Genomic DNA, 17,869 nt, shown 5'->3' with positions numbered 1-17,869 from the left:
ACTTGAGTTCAAACCCACAACCCCAAGAAAACAAAGCAGTTTTAGTGACTGGCGCTGCTAAGCGTCTCGGTCGAGAAATTGCCTTGGAGTTTGCTTGTCAAGGCTGGGATGTAGCCGTCCACTATAGCCAGTCGGAATCCGAGGCTCAAGCTACCGTAGCCCAAATCCACCGGCTAGGGTGTAAAGCCATCGCGTTTAAAGCAGACCTTGCCAGCGAAGCACAAGTGAACTCATTATTTGCCGCAGTTGCTGCCAAGTTCAATAATTTGCAATGCCTGATTAATAATGCCTCGATCTTTGAATATGATCGTGCTAGTTCGGATGCTCCACTCAGTAGCAAAACTTTACAAGACCACATGCAGGTCAATTTAGCTGCGCCCATATTGCTATCGCGGTTGATGTTTGACTATCAAAAGGGACAGTCAAAGAAAGTAAGTGAGCGTGATTTATCGATCCCTTCAGTAATTCAGTTGCTTGATCAAAAATTAATTAATCTAAATCCTGATTATTTGTCCTACACATTATCCAAGGCTGCACTCCTCACTTCGGTTGAGATGCTGGCGGTAGATTTTGCTCCACACTTGCGAGTGATTGGTTTGGCTCCCGGTATCACGCTCACTTCTGGTGATCAAACCGACGCAGGTTTCACGAAGGCGCACCAGATGACGCCTTTAGGAAAATCATCAACACCTAGTGATATTGCAAAAGCAGCTGTATTTTTAGCCAGCTCGCATGCGATCACAGGCACAACTTTATATGTAGATGGTGGACAACATCTGCTGCCATCATCGCGCGATGTGATGTTTAAAACAAGCTAAGAAATTAATACAGAATAAAAAGTTAAAAAGAGTAAATAAAAATTATGCAAGCCATTCTTTCTTATCCAGCACTTGCTGATTGCCGCCGCTTATTTCTGCGTGACTATGAAATCTATATCAATATTGGTGTCCATGATTTTGAGAAAAAAGCTGAACAGCGCGTCATTCTCAATGTAGATCTCTATATTCCTCTGAATATGAATACCCCTTCTAAAGATTTATTGGAAGAAGTAGTTGATTATGACTTTATGCGTGAAACCATTAAGGCACGGTCTTCCCAAGGCCATATCCATCTACAAGAAACCTTTTGCGATGACATCGTCAATGCAATGTTATTGCATCCTAAGGTCATTGCTGCTCGCGTCAGTACGGCCAAGCCCGATGTTTACCCTGATTGCCACTCTGTTGGTGTTGAGGTGTTTCGGATGAAGCAGGCTTAAAGAAACTCCAGAAAAGAATTTAGTAGCTATGAGTGATATTCGCAAAGTCGTCTTAGAAGAAAACAAGCTTGAGAAAAAGCTGTGCCGTTTAGTTGGTCAAGCGATTGGCGACTTTGGCATGATCGAAGATGGCGATAAAGTGATGGTGTGTTTATCTGGCGGTAAAGATAGTTATGCCATGCTCGATATTCTGTTGAAGTTGCGCGAGCGTGCCCCAATTGATTTTGAAATTGTTGCTGTCAACTTAGATCAAAAGCAGCCAGGCTTTCCGGCGGAGATTTTGCCGAATTATTTAAAAGCTTTGGGTGTTGAGTACCATATTGAAAATCAAGATACCTATAGCATCGTTAAGCGTGTCATTCCAGAGGGAAAAACTACGTGCGGACTTTGCTCTCGATTACGTCGTGGTATTTTGTATCGTGTAGCAGATGAGTTGGGCGCTACTAAGATTGCCTTGGGCCACCATCGTGATGACATCTTAGAGACATTAATGCTTAATATGTTCTTTGCTGGCAAGCTTAAGGGCATGCCACCGAAGTTGCGATCTGATGATGGTAAGCACATCGTCATTCGCCCTCTAGCTTACGTTCCTGAAAAGTTACTGGAGCGTTATGCAGTAGACATGAACTTCCCAATTATTCCGTGTAATCTGTGTGGCAGTCAGCCCAATCTTCAGCGTGGTGCCATGAAAGAGATGTTGCGCGAGTGGGAGAAAAAACATCCAGGGCGCGTAGAGAATCTCTTTCGCTCAATGCATCACATCGTGCCATCCCATTTAATGGATGGTGAGGCCTTTGATTTTAAGAATCTCGGGATTTCTACGGAACTATCGGGTATTGCCGCAAGATCTGCTGGCGATAAGGCAATTGACGAGACAGAAATCGATGAAATAGCCTGTGGAACACTCATGCAGGGGTCTTATAATCCTTCATTATGAACATCGTTATTTTGGCTGCTGGGCAGGGAAAGCGGATGAAGTCCGCACTACCCAAGGTTCTTCAAACCTTGGCTGGGAAACCCCTTCTCCAGCATGTCCTCAATACAGCATTAGAACTTCAAGGCAAAAGCGCTAAAACTGCTCCGATTGTTGTAGTTGGTCATGGCGCCGCGGATGTTAAAGAATTTCTTCATATCGCCAGCATGCAAGATTCTCGCTTTGGCAAAGTGGGTACAGTATTGCAGGCGGAGCAAAAAGGAACGGGCCACGCTTTATTGCAAGCCTTGCCCAAGTTGGATGTGAATGAACCTACTTTGGTTCTGTATGGTGACGTTCCCCTAACAAGTAAGAAGACGCTCTCTAAATTAGAAAAATTGGCTGATGGTGTGCGCGGTGAAGATTCTGCATTAGCGCTTCTAACTCAAAACCTCAACAATCCAGCAGGCTATGGCCGTATCGTGCGTGATATCGACGGGTCTGTAAAAGAGATTGTTGAAGAAAAAGATGCGTCGCTTGAGCAAAAGCGTATTCAAGAAATCAATACCGGCATCATGGTACTGCCAACCAATTCACTCAAGAAATGGTTAAAGTCTTTGCGTGTAAGTAATGCCCAAGGTGAATATTATTTAACTGATGTGATTGCAATGGCAGTCAAGGATGGTGTTCCTATTCGCACTGCACAAGCTGATAACGAATATGAGACTGTTGGTGTTAATAGTCGCGATCAGTTGGCTGCATTAGAGCGAGTACATCAACTCAATCAAGCACATGTATTAATGGATGCCGGTGTTTCTTTGGCGGATCCAGCGCGGATTGATGTTCGCGGAACTCTAGAGTGCGGTACAGATGTCTTTATTGATGTCGGTTGTGTATTTGAGGGTTGCGTCACTTTGGCTGCAGGAACAAAAGTAGGCCCGTACTGCATTATTCGCAATAGCGTAATTGGTAAGGGCGTCATCATTCACCCATACAGTCATATTGATGGTGCGCAAGTTGGTGCAAATTCACTGATCGGCCCTTATGCGCGTTTGCGCCCTGGCGCAGATTTATCTCACGATGTACATATTGGCAACTTTGTCGAAGTCAAGAACAGTAAGATCGCTGCAAGCAGTAAAGCAAATCACTTGGCTTATGTGGGTGACTCCATCGTGGGCTCCAGAGTCAATATCGGTGCAGGCACAATTACTTGCAATTACGATGGTGTGAATAAACACCAAACCATTATTGAGGACGATGTCTTCATTGGCTCTGATACGCAGCTGGTTGCCCCAGTGCGTGTTGGCCGCGGCGCTACTTTAGGGGCAGGCACGACCCTGACCAAAGATGCTCCACCCAATCAGCTCACGGTATCACGAGCCAAGCAAATCTCTTTACAGTGGCAGCGCCCGGTAAAGAAAGAAAAGAAAGTAGTCACCAAGAAGGTAAGCACCAAAAAATCCGTTAAGGCTAAAAAATAATGTGCGGAATTGTTGGCGCAGCATCGCGTAAGAACATTGTTGAAGTTTTAATTGAAGGCTTACGTCGTCTTGAGTACCGTGGCTATGATTCTTGTGGCTTTGCCGTCATGAATGGTGATGATGCCAAGCATCCGATTGAACGTGCACGCACTACTGCTCGTGTCTCTGAGTTAGCAGAGCAGGGTAAAGAATTTCATGGCACCTTAGGGATTGCGCATACCCGTTGGGCAACGCACGGTAAGCCTGATACACAAAATGCACATCCCCATATTTCTGGTGGATTGATTGCCGTAGTCCATAACGGCATTATTGAAAACTACGAATCACTCCGCGCTGAGCTTAAATCGGCAGGTTATGTATTTACCTCAGAAACGGATACCGAGGTGATTGCGCATTTAATTCATCAAGCTTATATATCTAGCAAACAACAAGATTTAGTCGCTTCAGTCCGTTCTGTGTTGCCAAGACTGCATGGCGCTTATGCGATTGGCGTGATTGCACAAGATCGCCCAAATCTGTTGGTAGGCGCGCGAGTAGGTTCGCCCTTGGTTGTAGCGCTTGGCGAAAATGAGAACTTCCTCGCGTCTGACGCCTTAGCGCTTGCTGGTCGAGCACACTCCATGATGTATTTAGAGGAGGGCGATGTTGCTGTTCTCAAGGCAGAGGGTGTTGAGATCATTGATCATGCAGGAAAGACTGCGCAGCGAGAGCAAAAACCCATGCCTGCTCAGGCTGATTCAGTAGACCTGGGGCCATATCAGCACTACATGCAAAAAGAAATTTTTGAGCAACCCAGAGCAATTGGTGACACGCTTGCCAATATTGCTAGCTTTGGTCCGGAACTATTTAATGCTGATCCAGAGCAGTGGAAAAAGTTTGATCAAATTTTGATCTTGGCCTGTGGTACTAGTTACTACTCTGCATGTGTTGCTAAATACTGGTTAGAAGATTTAGCCGGCATTCCGACGCAGGTGGAGATCGCTAGTGAATATCGCTATCGCACAACCGTCCCCAATCCCAACACATTAATTGTGGTGGTCTCCCAATCCGGTGAGACTGCAGATACTTTGGCAGCTTTGCGCCACGCACAGTCTTTGGGGCATCAATACACCCTGGCGATTTGTAATGTAGCGAGTAGTGCCATGGTTCGCGAAACGAATTGGAATTTCTTGACCAAGGCCGGTATTGAGATTGGCGTGGCTTCTACCAAAGCATTTACAACTCAGTTAGTCGCCCTTTATCTATTGGCTGTTTCATTGGCTAAGCGCGCAGGAAAAGTAAGCCCCGAACGTGAGAAAGAGCTCTTGCGTGACTTACGCCATTTGCCAAAAGCTTTGCATGCCGTGTTAGCTCTTGAGCCTCAGATCATTGCTTGGAGCACAGCATTTGCTAAGTGCGAAAACGCTTTATTCCTGGGGCGCGGCATGCACTATCCGATTGCTCTTGAGGGCGCTCTCAAGCTAAAGGAGATTTCATATATTCATGCCGAAGCCTACCCAGCAGGTGAGTTAAAGCACGGACCCTTAGCGCTGGTTACTGACAAGATGCCGGTGGTCACTGTAGCACCTAAAGATGATCTCTTGGAAAAGCTCAAATCCAATATGCAAGAGGTTAAAGCCCGCGGTGGAAAGCTTTATGTTTTTGCTGACCAGGATTCCGAGATCACTAGTAGTGAAGGCATCAATGTGATTCGTTTGCCTGAACACTACGGCAATCTTTCGCCAATCTTGCATGTAGTTCCCCTTCAGCTCCTGGCTTATCACACGGCTTGCGCCTTGGATACCGATGTCGATAAGCCACGCAACCTCGCAAAGAGCGTTACGGTCGAGTAATTTATTACGGTGGGTAGTGCTTCCTCCATTTAATGAGTTATTGCAATTAGTACGAACTAGTACTAAAATGGTACGCATACAGACTAAATTGAGGTAAACCTATGAATCATCTATCGCTTGTTAAGGAGTTGGTTCAGGCATACCAGGCATTTGAGGCGCATTCGGCTGCACATATCAAGGAGATGGGTTTAACCATGACTCAGTTCGATATTGTTGCGACCCTAGGTAATCAGCCACCGATGACCTGTAAGGAGTTGGGTGAAAAGACACTGATTTCTAAAGGAACCATGACGGGTGTCCTGGAAAGACTTGAGGCTAAAGGGCTCATCGAAAAATTGATGAATGACGAAGATGGCCGTAGCTACAAGATTGGCCTCTCAAAAACAGGTGACAAATTATTTAAGAAGGTATTTCCGGAGCATGTTGAGCATCTCGGCAAAGCTTTCAGAAAGCTCAGCAAGCAAGAATTAGAACAAGCGGTAACAGTTTTAAAAGAAGTTAAAGCAATATTTAACTAAATAAAGATTTCACCTACCAGCATCACAAAAAATTTTATTTTTTAAAGGAAAACATCATGACTAAAGTAGCTGTTGTATTTCATAGTGGTTATGGCCACACTGTCAAACAGGCTGAAGCCCTCGCTAAGGGTGCTAATGGCACATTAGTAGCTATTGATGCTGAAGGTAACATTACTGATGCACAGTGGGAAACCTTAAATACTGCTGATGCCATCGTATTTGGATCACCAACCTACATGGGTACAGTGAGTTGGCAGTTCAAGAAATTTGCAGATGCAAGTTCTAAGCAATGGTTTTCACAGCAGTGGAAAGATAAGGTTTTCGGTGGCTTCACTAACTCTGCCACGATGAATGGTGATAAGCATTCCACCTTGCATTACTTCTTCACTCTCGCTATGCAACATTCTGGCATTTGGGTGGGCACTGGTTTAATGCCTTCAAACTCCAAAGCTGCGAAGCGTGATGATGTGAACTATGTAGGTTCGTCCGCTGGTGCAATGATGCAAACACCTTCAGATGCAAGTGCAGATGAGGTGAATGTGGGCGATTTAGAAACGGCACGCCTCTATGGCGAGCGTATTACCAAGATTGCTGGCCAACTAAAAGCAAAGTAAAAATTAGTAATCGAAAAAATTGGGGAAATGATGAAGCAGCTCATTGGTATACAAGGTAATGATCAAGGTCACTGGGTTGGCGATGGCTTTCCTGTGCGCACTTTGTTCTTCTATCAAGACTTAGGAAAGCAGATGAGCCCATTCTTGATGCTGGACTATGCGGGTCCCGCGGAGTTTCCCCAGACAGCTGAACGTAAGGGCGTAGGCTCGCACCCCCATCGCGGTTTTGAAACGGTCACGATTGTTTATGATGGAGAAGTAGCGCACAAGGATTCTACTGGTCAGGGCGGCATTATTAGTCCTGGTGATGTGCAGTGGATGACGGCTGGCTCTGGCATCTTGCATGAAGAGTTTCATTCTGAAGGGTTTGCCAAACGTGGTGGAACTCTAAACATGGTGCAATTGTGGGTCAATTTGCCGGCCAAACTCAAAATGACCAAGCCAGCTTATCAGGCCATTCTGGATAAACAAATCCCTAGAGTTGATTTGAAGGAGGGATCGGGGCAAGCCCGCATCATCGCTGGAGAGCTAGATGGTTATCAAGGACCTGCGCATACCTTTACACCGATGAGTGTGATTGACCTGAAGCTAAAAAAGGGTTCAATCAGTATCCCTGTATCTGAGGGTTGGAATGCATCTCTAGTCGTACTTAAGGGCGCCATTGAAGCAGGTGAGGGAGTGGTGGCCAAGGATGCACAGATGTTGATGTTTAGCAATCAAGGTCAGGACATTCAAGTTAATGTGCTCGAAGACTCTATTGCCTTGCTACTGAGTGGGGAGCCCATTGATGAACCCATTGTTGGTTATGGCCCCTTTGTCATGAATACCAAACAAGAGATAGCTCAGGCAATGCAAGATTTTAATAGTGGGGGCTTTGGAAGAATTGCCCACTAAGAAGATGCTTGAGCTGTAAAAAAATCCGTTTGACTTCTATGTTTAGCTGTGTACAAAAATTCATTATTTAAATCAAGGTGTTACACAGACTGGTTTAGAAAAGTGTGTTCAAATATCTGTTGTAGAAAAGGATATTTGTCCCACTTCATGTTTGACTCAAAAGATTTTTATACTTTGCGTTTGCTTTCGCTACTATCTGCGGGGCTTCTTTCTGCCTGTGCGGTAGGTCCAGACTTCAAGCAGCCAGATGCTCCTAATACATCTAGATATACCGAAACTACAATCCCTCAGAAATTAGCTACTGCACCTGGGGTACCTGGCGGAACTGACCAAGAGTTTATTGAAGGCGCAGATATTGAGGCTCAGTGGTGGGAGTTATTCAAGTCTCCAGAGCTTGATGTATTGATTAAAAAAGCTTTGCAGCAAAATCCAAACTTAGGTGCTGCAGATGCTGCACTACGTGCGAGCCAAGAAAATGTGAATGCACAAATTGGTGGGCAGTATTTCCCAGCCATTGGTTTAAATGGCGGTGCCACACGGCAATTACAGCCTGCTGCAATTTATGGCTTACCTTTTGGATCCGACACTTACAACCTCTATAACGCTTCTGTAAATGTCACTTATAAGTTAGATGTCTTTGGTGGCGCACGCCGTGCAGTTGAAAGTGCTAGAGCAAAAGAGGAAATTGCGCAGTTTCAGTTAGAAGGTGCCTACCTTTCTTTGACCGCCAATATCGTTACCGGCGCAGTGCGAGAAGCTGCTTTGCGTGCACAAATGCAGGCAACCGAAGAAATTTTGAAGGCACAAACGAATTTAGCTGAGGTAACAGAAAAGCAATTGGCAATTGGTACGGTTTCTCGAGTGGATGTGACCTCACAAAGAACTTTAGTATCTAACTCGCAAGTCGATTTATTTACCTATGAACGCAATCTTTCGTTTGCGCGTAATCAGCTGGCAGTATTGGTGGGCGACTTACCTAGTAATGCCAACATCACCAAGTTTGACTTGAAATCTTTGCATTTGCCAGAGAAGCTGCCACTCTCGGTGCCATCGAGCTTGGTGCGTCAGCGTCCAGACGTGCGTGCAGCAGAGGCGCAACTCAAGGCCACCAATGCTTTGGTAGGTGTTGCTACCGCCAATTTATTGCCACAATTTAATATCACTGGCGCTATAGGTTCCGCAGCATTAACAAGCTCAGCCTTGTTTGGGCCGAATGCCACTCTATGGTCTATTGCTGGTGGCATCTTCCAGCCACTCTTTCAGGGCGGACAGTTATTGGCGCAACGCCGTGGTGCAATGGCTAATTACGAACAGGCAGTTTTTCAATATCAAGCTACTGTGCTCAAGGCTTTTCAAGAAGTGGCTGACTCCTTGCGTGCTTTAGAAACTGGTGCTCAAGCATTAAAGTCTGCATCAGATGCTGAACGCTACGCTTATGAAACTTTAGATTTGGTACAGCAGCAATACAAGCTGGGTACTGCCAGCTATTTGGCTGTCCTCTATTACCAAAATCAATATCAAATTGCTAAGGTCAAATCCGTTTCTGCGCAAGCAACCCGATTCTCTGACACGGCAGCATTATTTGCAGCATTGGGCGGCGGTTGGTGGAATCGTACCGGCCCAGCCTTTCAACCAAAAGCCATAGCGAACAAAGATCAAAATGAAACTTCTGGAAACAATTAAAACCAAAGTCACTGCTATTGCAGTTGCCTTATGGGCTTGGATACTTGCGAAGGCGATCGAGTGGAAACTTCGCGAGAGACTCATTGCTCTTTGGGAAAAAATAAAAGGATTTTGGCTACGCTTGCGCGAACGGTTCATACGTAGCAAGATCAATGCAAAACTGCAGTCTATGACCCCCTTGGGTCGACGCATGACCATTATGTTGTGCGGTGTATTTTTGTTATTGGGCTTGATATTTGGATTCAATCAACTCAAGACCTTCATGATTAAGTATTTCATTGCTGGCATGGGCTTACCACCAGCAACAGTTTCTACGATGGTTGTGGAAACTTCAGCATGGCAACCCAAGTTATCTAGTGTTGGTAATGTGCGTGCATTTCGTGGTGTCGAGCTCAGCACTGAAGTTGGCGGCCTTGTACAACATGTTTCAATCAGATCGGGCATGGATGTCAAAGAGGGCGAGTTACTGATTAAGTTAAATGATGCATCTGATGTTGCTCAACTGAATTCTTTAAAAGCAATGGCAGATTTGGCTCAAGTAATTAATGAGCGTGATAGACAGCAGTTAGAGATTCAGGCGATCAGTAAGAACGTATTCGATACTAGCAAAGCGGATGCAAAGTCTAAGCAGGCTCAGGTAGAGCAGCAAACGGCTTTAGTGGCTAAGAAAAATTTAAAAGCCCCTTTTAGTGGGCGCGTTGGTATTGTGATGATCAACCCGGGTCAGTTTGTGAACCCAGGTGATAAGTTGCTTACCCTTCAAACCTTGGATCCGATTTTCGTGGACTTCAATCTCCCGCAAAGTAACGCTGAACAGATACAGGTTGGACAAGAAATTGTGGTGACGACCGATGCATTCAAGGGTGCAAGCTTCACTGGCAAGATTACTGCTGTCAGCCCGAAGGTCGATTCAAATACACGCAATATTCAGATAGAGGCTCAGTTAGCTAACCCAGATAAAAAGATCTTACCGGGCATGTTTGCTAATGTGAATATCAAGTTAGGCGATCAGTTGAAAATGCTGACCTTGCCACAAACGGCTGTGACCTATAACCCTTATGGCTCAACAGTTTTTATTGCCAAGCCAACTGGTAAAAAAGATAAACAGGGCAAGCCAGCACTTGAGGCTCAACAAGTTTTTGTCACTACTGGACCAACGCGTGGAGATCAGGTGGCGATTCTGAAAGGAATTGATGAGGGTGCGACAGTGGTCACTAGCGGCCAGCTGAAGCTCAAAAACGGTACACCCCTGATCGTAAATAACAAGGTGTTACCAGCCAATTCACCAAACCCACAGCCACAGGAATAAGTCCTAGATGAATTGGACTGATATATTTATTCGTAGACCAGTGCTCTCACTGGTAGTGAGTGCACTCGTGCTGGTATTTGGTTTGAAGGCAGTGGGATCCTTGCCGGTGAATCAATACCCGCAAACCCAAAATGCCATTGTTACGATTACGACGGCCTACTATGGGGCTGATCCAGAGACTATTGCAGGATTTATTACTCAGCCCTTAGAGACAGCGATTGCTCAGTCTCAGGGCATTGATTATTTATCATCCATGAGCGTGAGTGGCCTCTCAACCATTACCGCTACTCTCAAGCTGAACTACGATTCGAATGCGGCATTGACGCAGATCCAGACCCAAATTAGCTCTGTCAAGAATCAACTGCCACCACAAGCCCAGCAACCTGTGCTGACTGTACAGATTGGTCAATCGACTGCCGCCATGTACATGGGTTTTTATAGTGACGATATTCCAAACAACGCGATTACCGATTACTTGTTGCGGGTAGTGAAACCAAAGCTGGATTCGATAGACGGTGTCCAGAACGCTGAAATTACTGGTGGCAGAAAGTTTGCTTTGCGCGCTTGGCTCGATCGCGAGAAGATGGCTGGGCTTGGTGTGGGCGCAGATGATGTCTACAGCGCTATGGCAGCCAATAACTACTTATCTGCAGTCGGTAGCACTAAAGGCGATATGGTTGCAGTGGATTTAGTGGCCGGCACTGATCTGCATACACTTGATGAGTTCCGCAAGTTGGTTATCAAAAAAGATGGCATCAATATTGTCTATTTGGATCAAGTGGCCAGCGTGACTATGGGCTCCGAGGATTACAACACCAACGTCGCATTTAGCGGCAAGAGGTCTGTATTTATTGCGATTAAGGTGGCACCGCAGGCGAACTTACTCGATGTAGCTGCGCGGGTTCGTGCCGCAGTGCCTGATATTCAGAAGCAGTTGCCAACTGGCATGTCTGGAAAGGTGGTGTACGACTCTACTAAGTTCATTACTACCTCGATTGATGAAGTTGTAGCCACATTATTAGAAGCGCTATTAATTGTGACAGTAGTGATTTATCTATTCTTAGGTAGTGCTCGCGCAGTTGCAGTACCGGTAATTGCGATGCCACTTTCTTTGATTGGTACATTCTTCCTAATGCAGGTCTTGGGTTACTCTATTAATTTACTGACGCTACTTGCTCTGGTATTAGCAATTGGCTTAGTGGTCGACGACGCCATTATTGTGGTCGAGAACGTGGACCGCCATATGAAGGAAGGCAAGTCTCCATTGGAGGCTTCTTTAATTGCTGCGCGTGAGTTGGGCGGGCCCATTTTGGCCATGACCATTGTGCTCATCGCAGTGTATATTCCGATTGGATTTCAGGGTGGTTTAACTGGCGCACTTTTTACCGAGTTTGCCTTTACCTTAGCAAGTGCGGTGGCAGTATCTGGATTGATTGCCTTGACGCTTTCTCCGATGATGTGTTCACGTATCTTTACTGAAGAACAAGAGGCCTCACCGTTTGTTCAAAAGATTGACCGTATTTTTGAAAAAGTTCACCACAGTTATCAAACTACTTTGCGCGAGCTTTTGAGCACTTGGCAGGTCATTATTGTGATGGGTGTGATTTTGCTAGGTGGGGTGGCTTATCTTTACTCCACCGCGCGTTCTGAATTAGCGCCAACAGAAGACCAGGGTATTGTGTTGATGCAGGCTTCGGGCCCGCCTAACAGTACAGTCAATCAGATGCAGACTTACGCTGATCAGATTTATCAAATATCAGCAGCGGAACCTGAGTATGAGCAGATGTTCCAGATCACCAGTCCAACGAGTAGCTTTGGCGGTGTCTTGCTTAAAGATTGGGATCAGCGCAGTCGCAATGCCACTAAGTTCCAGGAAGATATGCAGAGTAAGTGGAATTCGATCGCCGGTGCTCGCGTTGCCGCTTTCCAGTTTCCGGCGTTGCCTGGCGCACAGGGTTTACCTGTGCAAGTAGTGATTAATACCACCGAGTCTTACGAATTGTTAAATGAGGTATCCCAAGCAGTTTTAGATAAGGCACGTCGTAGCGGCAACTTCTTTTTCGTTGACTCTGATTTGAAGATTGATAAACCACAGGATGTTTTGGAAATCGATCGTGAAAAAGTAGCTGCACTCGGTATGACTCAGCAGCAAGTAGGTAGTGCGCTATCTGCTGCATTGGGTGGTGGCTATGTTAATTACTTCTCTGTTGCTGGACGCTCTTATCGCGTCATTCCACAAGTAAAGCAAGTGGACCGCTTAAACCCGGACCAAATCCTTGACTACTACATACGTACCCCGAGTGGACAGATGATTCAGGCTCGTACCATCGCAACAATTAAGCAAAGAGTGGTACCGCAGTCAATTAATCACTTTCAGCAGCTCAACTCGGCGACGATATTTGGCGTGAGCACCCCATTTATTTCTCAAGCAGATTTACTAGAGTTTATGCGTCAAACTTTGAAAGAGGTTGCGCCCAACGGTTACACCATGGATTACGCTGGCCCGTCCCGGCAGTTCATGGCAGAGTCGGGTGGTTTCTTGGTGACGATGTTCTTTGCAATCTTAATTGTGTTCTTGGTCTTGGCTGCGCAGTTTGAAAGTTTCCGTGACCCCATCGTCATTTTAGTTTCAGTACCACTCGCTTTATTTGGCGCGCTGATTTTTATTAATTTGGGGTTCACAACCTTAAATGTGTATACACAAGTTGGACTGGTTACGTTGATGGGGCTGATTAGTAAGCACGGTATTTTGATTGTGGAATTTGCTAATGAGCTGCAAGAGGCTGGTCGCAGTAAGTTGGACGCCATCGTAGAAGCTAGTAGTGTACGTTTACGTCCGATATTAATGACGACTGCCGCAATGGTATTAGGCGTAGTACCTCTAGTGATTGCCTCTGGAGCGGGAGCCGCTGGCCGTCAATCGATGGGTATCGTGATCTTTACTGGTTTATCAATTGGTACGCTGTTTACACTTTTTGTAGTGCCTGCGATGTACTTATTTATTGGCGCCGATCACCATCAGAAAAAATTCAAGCAACAATAAGCTATTAGTAGCAGCAAAAAAAGAAAGGGTGAACTTGCTTCACCCTTTTCCATTGGAGACTCTCAATACTTATGCTCTGAGGGCTTTGCCTTATTTCACAATATTAAGTTCTTTTTCTGCAACCACGCTGTACTTAGTTTCTGCTTCTATGCGCTGCATCCATGTATCAATATTGTGTAAAGTGGGGCGAGGACCAGTTTGATCTGGAAAGGTTTGATTCAATAAAATCCAACGGCTTACGCAAAGTGCTAGCGGAATATCCCCAATACTGAATGTGTTTCCAGAGCAATAGTGCTGGCTTGCTAACTGTTGATCCAACAGGGTGAATAGTGCATTGCTATCTTGATAAGCCTTAAGAATTGCTTCCTTGTTTCGCTCATTTTCAGGCGTACGAGTTAGCCCCAAAAAGGCGATGCGTAAGGCTGGCCACATCGTTCCGAGTTGCCAGTCCATCCATTTCTCAGACTGATATTGAGAGGCAATATCGCTGCTTAGGCGCCTCGATTGATCATACTGACGAACTAGGTATCGCAAGATCGTGTTGGATTCCCAAAGCACAAGGTTACCGTCTTCTAAGGTTGGTACCAAGCCATTTGGATTAAGTGCTAGAAATTCAGGTGTACGATTTTTCCCAAAATGAAGGCCAGCATCAATGCGTTCAAAATCTTTACCTTCTTCTAGCCCCAGCTCTGCAAGGCACCACAATACTTTTTGTACATTAATAGAACTTTTTCTTCCCCATAAGCGCATCATTTCAATTCCTATTTGAGTATTTTTAAAGTGATGAATCTAAACCCATAAATTTGCTGTGTGCAAATATGAGTGGATGACTTGCTGGAGAGTGCTTTAGGTTGAGGACTTTGGCAACAATGATGTTATGGTCGCCTCCGGTATGCACTGATACGGTCTCACATTCAAAGTAAGCGCAGCATCCTTCAATTTGAGTAAGCCCGCTTGCTGCAATTTTGTGAGGGATATTAACAAATTGATTTTCTTTCACGGTAGCAAAGTGCATCGCCATGGCTTCTTGCGAGCGTTCTAGTACATGAATTAATTGTTTGTGACCCACTTCAAAATTGGGCATCAAGTTTGAATGCTTCTTAAGGCTCCACAAAATCAGTGGTGGCTCCAAGGAAACCGTATTGAAAGAGCTGATGGTGATGCCATGAGCATGCTGGTTCGCATCTAGGCAGGTAATCACTGTGACCCCGGTTGCAAAGGAGGAGAAGCCCTTGCGGAGCTCTTGGGAGTTAAATGGGGTCATCTTGCTTATTTGTTTGGTGGCTTACTTCGTTGCAGCCGGAATGGTAGTGCCTGGAATCGGGATGAGAATTTCGTTCTCTTCAGCTTTTACGCATTTAAAGCGATATTCCTTACCGGCCTTAGAGAGGAAGCTGGCGCCTTGGTAAAAGTCATTCCTACAAGTTGTGCTGGCAAAATCCATCACATCTTGTGGCGTTGCGCTGGAAGTGATTAGACGCATATTACCCATAGACATATTAATTTGGCTCGATGAGCAGCCAATGAGCGCTAGACCACAAGTTATAGTTAATAGTAGAATTTTTTTCATGGAAACCTCCATAATCAGCAATGCTCGTTAGGATAAACCTATTATGTATTTGCTGTGGAGAATGCAGCGCTTTTAAAAGGAAGAGACATGTTTAAGGCTATTTTGGTAAATAAAGATGATCAAGGTTATCGGGCTGAGCTTGCTCAAGTCGATGAGCTTAGCTTGCCTGAGGGCGATGTCAAGGTTAAGGTGCTCTACTCCACGCTGAACTACAAAGATGGCTTGGCAATTACTGGTAAAGGCCCGGTAGTGCGTAGCTTTCCGATGGTGCCCGGGATTGATTTTGCGGGAGAGGTTTTAGAGAGCGCTAGCCCAGAATTTAAAGTTGGCGACATGGTGCTGCTCAATGGCTGGGGCGTTGGCGAAGGTCATTGGGGTGGCTTAGCGCAGCAAGCACGTGTGAAGTCAGAGTGGCTCATTCCCTTACCCAAGGGCTTCACTGCTAAGCAAGCTTTGGCTATTGGTACTGCTGGTTACACCGCAATGCTGTGCGTGATGGCTTTACAAAAGCATGGCTTGAAGCCCAGTGATGGCGAGGTATTGGTGACTGGCGCTGCAGGTGGGGTCGGTAGTTTTGCCATTACTCTTTTGAGTAAGTTGGGCTTTACCGTGGTTGCCAGTACCGGACGTATCTCTGAGGCTGATTATTTGAAGAAATTGGGCGCTAGTGAAGTGATTGATCGTGCTGCACTGTCGGCTCCTGGCAAGCCTTTAGCAAAAGAGCGTTGGGCGGCAGTGGTGGATAGCGTTGGTAGTCATACATTAGCTAACGCCTGCGCTCAAACCAAGAGCGATGGCGCAGTTGCCGCTTGCGGTCTTGCTCAAGGCATGGATTTTCCATCGACTGTTGCGCCATTCATTTTGCGTGGCGTAACTTTGTATGGCATTAATAGTGTGACAGTAGCAAAAGCAAAGCGTATTGCGGCTTACGAGCAGTTAAGTAAGTTGGTAGATCTCAAAACTTTAGAAGAGATCTCTCACGAAATTCATTTAGAAGATTCTATAAAGTATGCTGCAGAGCTGATGGCTGGCAATGTGCGCGGCCGTTTAATTGTGGATGTAAACAAATAAGCATTTCGGAATGAACAGTGCTTATTGTGGAGCTTGAGGTTTTCGTGCTTTAAGTTTTTCTAAAACCTCAAGCTTATTTGAGTTAGAAAGTTCAGACCAGTCGGCAATCTCAGGGAGCGTGCGATAGCAACCACGGCAAAAACCATTGTCGGGGTTGATGTCACACCAGTTGATGCAAGGTGATGGAACTGTTATCAAAAAAAACCTAAAATAAAAATAGATGAATACTAAAAACCAATCCAGCGATCTGAGCTCTATTCATTATCCCCTAGCAGATGCTTTACCGGAAGCGGGCAGCTCTATAGAGCTTGCACCTGGTGTGCGCTGGCTGCGGATGCGCTTGCCGTTTGCTTTGGATCACATCAACCTATGGTTGCTACGGGATGAGTTTGAAGGCGTTCAAGGCTGGACTATCGTGGATTGTGGCATTGCTAATGATGAGACAAGAGCAGCCTGGGATCAGATCTTTACTACTCAACTAGAAGGCTTGCCAGTGTTGAGGGTGATTGTGACCCATATGCACCCAGACCATATCGGACTCTCTCAATGGCTTTGTGAGAAGTGGCAAGCACCACTCTGGATCTCTATGACAGACTATTTAACTGCGCAATGGCTTAGCCATAAAGAAGGTGGAGCTGCGGTTGGTGCACGCGCTGGCGGTGGGGGCTCTGCAGACCACTTTCAAAAGCATGGACTCATTGCAACAGAAGATCTAGAAAAAATTCGTGCTCGCTCGAATTACTACAGCAATATGGTTCCGGGTGTGCCACGGCAATATCGCCGCATCATTGATGGTGAAATGATTTTGATTGGCGGACATGAGTGGCAAGTGATCATGGGATTTGGTCATGCACCTGAGCATGCCTCATTATTTTGTAAAGATTTGGGAGTATTGATTTCTGGAGACATGCTGTTGCCGCGCATTTCTACTAATGTCAGCGTTTACGATGCAGATCCAGATGCGGATCCCTTGGGTCTGTATTTGAGCTCCTTGGATCGATATCTACCTCTGCCCGACGACACTCTAGTGCTGCCATCTCATGGCAAGCCCTTTACAGGAATGAAGCCGCGGATTGATCAGTTGAAAGCGCATCACGATGAGCGCTTGGCAGAAACTCTTGGAGCATGTGAAAAACCGGCAACTGCTCGTGAGATAGTGCCGGTTTTATTTAGGCGTGAACTAGATATTCACCAAATGACATTTGCTATGGGCGAGGCTATTGCCCATCTGAATTACCTACTTCGTCGAGGAAAGTTGAGTCGCCAGCTTTCCGACGACGGCGTGTTGCGGTTTTGCGTGGTTTAGAAGCTTTTGTTTCGGAATCTTTAGGGGCTTCACCAGTGGCAGCAGTGGCGCTTGCTGAAACGGCATCCCCAAAGGATTTGAGTGCCATCATGGTGGCATGCTGCACTTCTAGCCCCTGAATGGTGGACTTTAAAATATTGAGGTTGAGGTTAAGCCAGTTTTCAACGCTTTTCAAATCTTTGATGCGCTTTTCAAGTTCGTCGGTATCAAGTCCTGGAAATGCTGAGCCAAACCCCCCAGCAGCCTTTGAGGCGTCCGTGGTAAAGGGAAATTGCCCTGGCGTTTGCCCTCCCACTCCCTGACCCCACATGGTTTTCATCATTTCAAGGCTTTGATTGAATTCTGGGATAGTTCCAAACATAGGGGTGGCTCCGGGT

General features: G+C 45.9%; 18 protein-coding genes. 13 read left to right on the top strand and 5 right to left on the bottom strand.

Going from position 1 to position 17,869, the window contains the following annotated elements; genetic code table 11:
• Window positions 1-2: 2 nt before the first annotated feature.
• From ICV89_RS10445 to ICV89_RS10395, 11 genes are all read left to right on the top strand, one after another.
• Complete coding sequence (locus tag ICV89_RS10445; RefSeq protein ID WP_215308578.1) at window positions 3-818, top strand: SDR family oxidoreductase; 816 nt, start codon at window positions 3-5, stop codon at window positions 816-818.
• A gap of 44 nt (window positions 819-862) precedes the next feature.
• Window positions 863-1,258: a dihydroneopterin aldolase gene (locus tag ICV89_RS10440; RefSeq protein ID WP_215308577.1), complete on the top strand. Its 396-nt coding sequence runs from the start codon at window positions 863-865 to the stop codon at window positions 1,256-1,258.
• A 28-nt stretch (window positions 1,259-1,286) separates the two neighbouring features.
• Window positions 1,287-2,195, top strand: coding sequence for a tRNA 2-thiocytidine(32) synthetase TtcA (gene ttcA / locus ICV89_RS10435; RefSeq protein WP_215308576.1), 909 nt, complete (start codon window positions 1,287-1,289; stop codon window positions 2,193-2,195).
• The gene (gene glmU / locus ICV89_RS10430; protein ID WP_215308575.1) at window positions 2,192-3,652 is read left to right on the top strand and encodes a bifunctional UDP-N-acetylglucosamine diphosphorylase/glucosamine-1-phosphate N-acetyltransferase GlmU; all 1,461 of its coding nucleotides are present in this window, start codon (window positions 2,192-2,194) and stop codon (window positions 3,650-3,652) included. The genes ttcA and glmU overlap by 4 nt, the downstream gene beginning before the upstream one ends.
• Window positions 3,652-5,484 (top strand): glutamine--fructose-6-phosphate transaminase (isomerizing), encoded by a 1,833-nt coding sequence (glmS, locus tag ICV89_RS10425; RefSeq protein WP_215308574.1) that lies wholly within the window; start codon window positions 3,652-3,654, stop codon window positions 5,482-5,484. Before glmU ends, glmS begins: the two co-directional genes overlap by 1 nt.
• Before the next feature lie 101 nt (window positions 5,485-5,585).
• The gene (locus ICV89_RS10420; RefSeq protein WP_215308573.1) at window positions 5,586-6,002 is read left to right on the top strand and encodes a MarR family winged helix-turn-helix transcriptional regulator; all 417 of its coding nucleotides are present in this window, start codon (window positions 5,586-5,588) and stop codon (window positions 6,000-6,002) included.
• Window positions 6,003-6,058: 56 nt separating this feature from the next.
• Window positions 6,059-6,616 carry a flavodoxin family protein gene (locus ICV89_RS10415; protein WP_215308572.1) on the top strand — a complete coding sequence of 186 codons (558 nt, stop codon included), beginning with the start codon at window positions 6,059-6,061 and terminating at the stop codon, window positions 6,614-6,616.
• A 30-nt stretch (window positions 6,617-6,646) separates the two neighbouring features.
• Window positions 6,647-7,510, top strand: a complete 864-nt coding sequence (locus ICV89_RS10410) for a pirin family protein (RefSeq protein WP_215310401.1) — start codon at window positions 6,647-6,649, stop codon at window positions 7,508-7,510.
• A 147-nt stretch (window positions 7,511-7,657) separates the two neighbouring features.
• On the top strand, window positions 7,658-9,193 hold the full coding sequence (locus tag ICV89_RS10405; protein ID WP_215308571.1) for an efflux transporter outer membrane subunit: 1,536 nt from the start codon (window positions 7,658-7,660) through the stop codon (window positions 9,191-9,193).
• 169 nt (window positions 9,194-9,362) lie between these two features.
• Window positions 9,363-10,502, top strand: coding sequence for an efflux RND transporter periplasmic adaptor subunit (locus ICV89_RS10400; protein ID WP_215310400.1), 1,140 nt, complete (start codon window positions 9,363-9,365; stop codon window positions 10,500-10,502).
• Between the two features lie 7 nt (window positions 10,503-10,509).
• Entirely contained in the window at window positions 10,510-13,545 is a 3,036-nt protein-coding gene (locus tag ICV89_RS10395) for an efflux RND transporter permease subunit (protein WP_215308570.1), read from the top strand.
• A gap of 90 nt (window positions 13,546-13,635) precedes the next feature.
• Here ICV89_RS10395 and ICV89_RS10390 read toward each other — a convergent pair whose 3' ends face one another.
• The 3 genes from ICV89_RS10390 to ICV89_RS10380 are packed head-to-tail and all read right to left on the bottom strand — an operon-like array spanning window position 13,636 to window position 15,115.
• The gene (locus ICV89_RS10390; RefSeq protein WP_215308569.1) at window positions 13,636-14,298 is read right to left on the bottom strand and encodes a glutathione S-transferase family protein; all 663 of its coding nucleotides are present in this window, start codon (window positions 14,296-14,298) and stop codon (window positions 13,636-13,638) included.
• Between the two features lie 22 nt (window positions 14,299-14,320).
• The gene (locus ICV89_RS10385; protein ID WP_215308568.1) at window positions 14,321-14,809 is read right to left on the bottom strand and encodes a flavin reductase family protein; all 489 of its coding nucleotides are present in this window, start codon (window positions 14,807-14,809) and stop codon (window positions 14,321-14,323) included.
• A 21-nt stretch (window positions 14,810-14,830) separates the two neighbouring features.
• Window positions 14,831-15,115, bottom strand: a complete 285-nt coding sequence (locus ICV89_RS10380; RefSeq protein ID WP_215308567.1) for a hypothetical protein — start codon at window positions 15,113-15,115, stop codon at window positions 14,831-14,833.
• A gap of 87 nt (window positions 15,116-15,202) precedes the next feature.
• Here ICV89_RS10380 and ICV89_RS10375 point away from each other — a divergent pair, with 87 nt between their 5' ends.
• The gene (locus ICV89_RS10375; protein ID WP_215308566.1) at window positions 15,203-16,186 is read left to right on the top strand and encodes an MDR family oxidoreductase; all 984 of its coding nucleotides are present in this window, start codon (window positions 15,203-15,205) and stop codon (window positions 16,184-16,186) included.
• A gap of 21 nt (window positions 16,187-16,207) precedes the next feature.
• Here ICV89_RS10375 and ICV89_RS10370 read toward each other — a convergent pair whose 3' ends face one another.
• Window positions 16,208-16,384 (bottom strand): DUF1289 domain-containing protein, encoded by a 177-nt coding sequence (locus tag ICV89_RS10370; RefSeq protein WP_215308565.1) that lies wholly within the window; start codon window positions 16,382-16,384, stop codon window positions 16,208-16,210.
• A gap of 22 nt (window positions 16,385-16,406) precedes the next feature.
• On the opposite strand from ICV89_RS10370, the gene ICV89_RS10365 reads away from it, so the two are divergent.
• Window positions 16,407-17,492, top strand: a complete 1,086-nt coding sequence (locus ICV89_RS10365) for an MBL fold metallo-hydrolase (RefSeq protein WP_215308564.1) — start codon at window positions 16,407-16,409, stop codon at window positions 17,490-17,492.
• On the opposite strand, the gene ICV89_RS10360 is transcribed toward ICV89_RS10365, so the two are convergent.
• Window positions 17,404-17,853, bottom strand: coding sequence for a PhaM family polyhydroxyalkanoate granule multifunctional regulatory protein (locus ICV89_RS10360; RefSeq protein WP_215308563.1), 450 nt, complete (start codon window positions 17,851-17,853; stop codon window positions 17,404-17,406). The two genes, ICV89_RS10365 and ICV89_RS10360, sit on opposite strands and share 89 nt — an antisense overlap.
• Between the last annotated feature and the right edge of the window lie 16 nt (window positions 17,854-17,869).

This window comes from Polynucleobacter sp. Adler-ghost, assembly GCF_018688495.1.
Classification (GTDB): domain Bacteria; phylum Pseudomonadota; class Gammaproteobacteria; order Burkholderiales; family Burkholderiaceae; genus Polynucleobacter.
This window is presented reverse-complemented; position numbering and strand designations above follow the sequence as displayed.

Coding starts and splice junctions, on each gene's coding strand:
- ICV89_RS10415 (WP_215308572.1), top strand. CDS start 6,059: ATGACTAAAGTAGCTGTTGTATTTCATAGTGGTTATGGCCACACTGTC.
- ICV89_RS10385 (WP_215308568.1), bottom strand. CDS start 14,809: ATGACCCCATTTAACTCCCAAGAGCTCCGCAAGGGCTTCTCCTCCTTT.
- glmU (WP_215308575.1), top strand. CDS start 2,192: ATGAACATCGTTATTTTGGCTGCTGGGCAGGGAAAGCGGATGAAGTCC.
- ICV89_RS10365 (WP_215308564.1), top strand. CDS start 16,407: ATGAATACTAAAAACCAATCCAGCGATCTGAGCTCTATTCATTATCCC.
- ICV89_RS10375 (WP_215308566.1), top strand. CDS start 15,203: ATGTTTAAGGCTATTTTGGTAAATAAAGATGATCAAGGTTATCGGGCT.
- ICV89_RS10395 (WP_215308570.1), top strand. CDS start 10,510: ATGAATTGGACTGATATATTTATTCGTAGACCAGTGCTCTCACTGGTA.
- ttcA (WP_215308576.1), top strand. CDS start 1,287: ATGAGTGATATTCGCAAAGTCGTCTTAGAAGAAAACAAGCTTGAGAAA.
- ICV89_RS10390 (WP_215308569.1), bottom strand. CDS start 14,298: ATGATGCGCTTATGGGGAAGAAAAAGTTCTATTAATGTACAAAAAGTA.
- ICV89_RS10420 (WP_215308573.1), top strand. CDS start 5,586: ATGAATCATCTATCGCTTGTTAAGGAGTTGGTTCAGGCATACCAGGCA.
- ICV89_RS10380 (WP_215308567.1), bottom strand. CDS start 15,115: ATGAAAAAAATTCTACTATTAACTATAACTTGTGGTCTAGCGCTCATT.
- ICV89_RS10440 (WP_215308577.1), top strand. CDS start 863: ATGCAAGCCATTCTTTCTTATCCAGCACTTGCTGATTGCCGCCGCTTA.
- ICV89_RS10400 (WP_215310400.1), top strand. CDS start 9,363: ATGACCCCCTTGGGTCGACGCATGACCATTATGTTGTGCGGTGTATTT.
- ICV89_RS10360 (WP_215308563.1), bottom strand. CDS start 17,853: ATGTTTGGAACTATCCCAGAATTCAATCAAAGCCTTGAAATGATGAAA.
- glmS (WP_215308574.1), top strand. CDS start 3,652: ATGTGCGGAATTGTTGGCGCAGCATCGCGTAAGAACATTGTTGAAGTT.
- ICV89_RS10405 (WP_215308571.1), top strand. CDS start 7,658: ATGTTTGACTCAAAAGATTTTTATACTTTGCGTTTGCTTTCGCTACTA.
- ICV89_RS10410 (WP_215310401.1), top strand. CDS start 6,647: ATGAAGCAGCTCATTGGTATACAAGGTAATGATCAAGGTCACTGGGTT.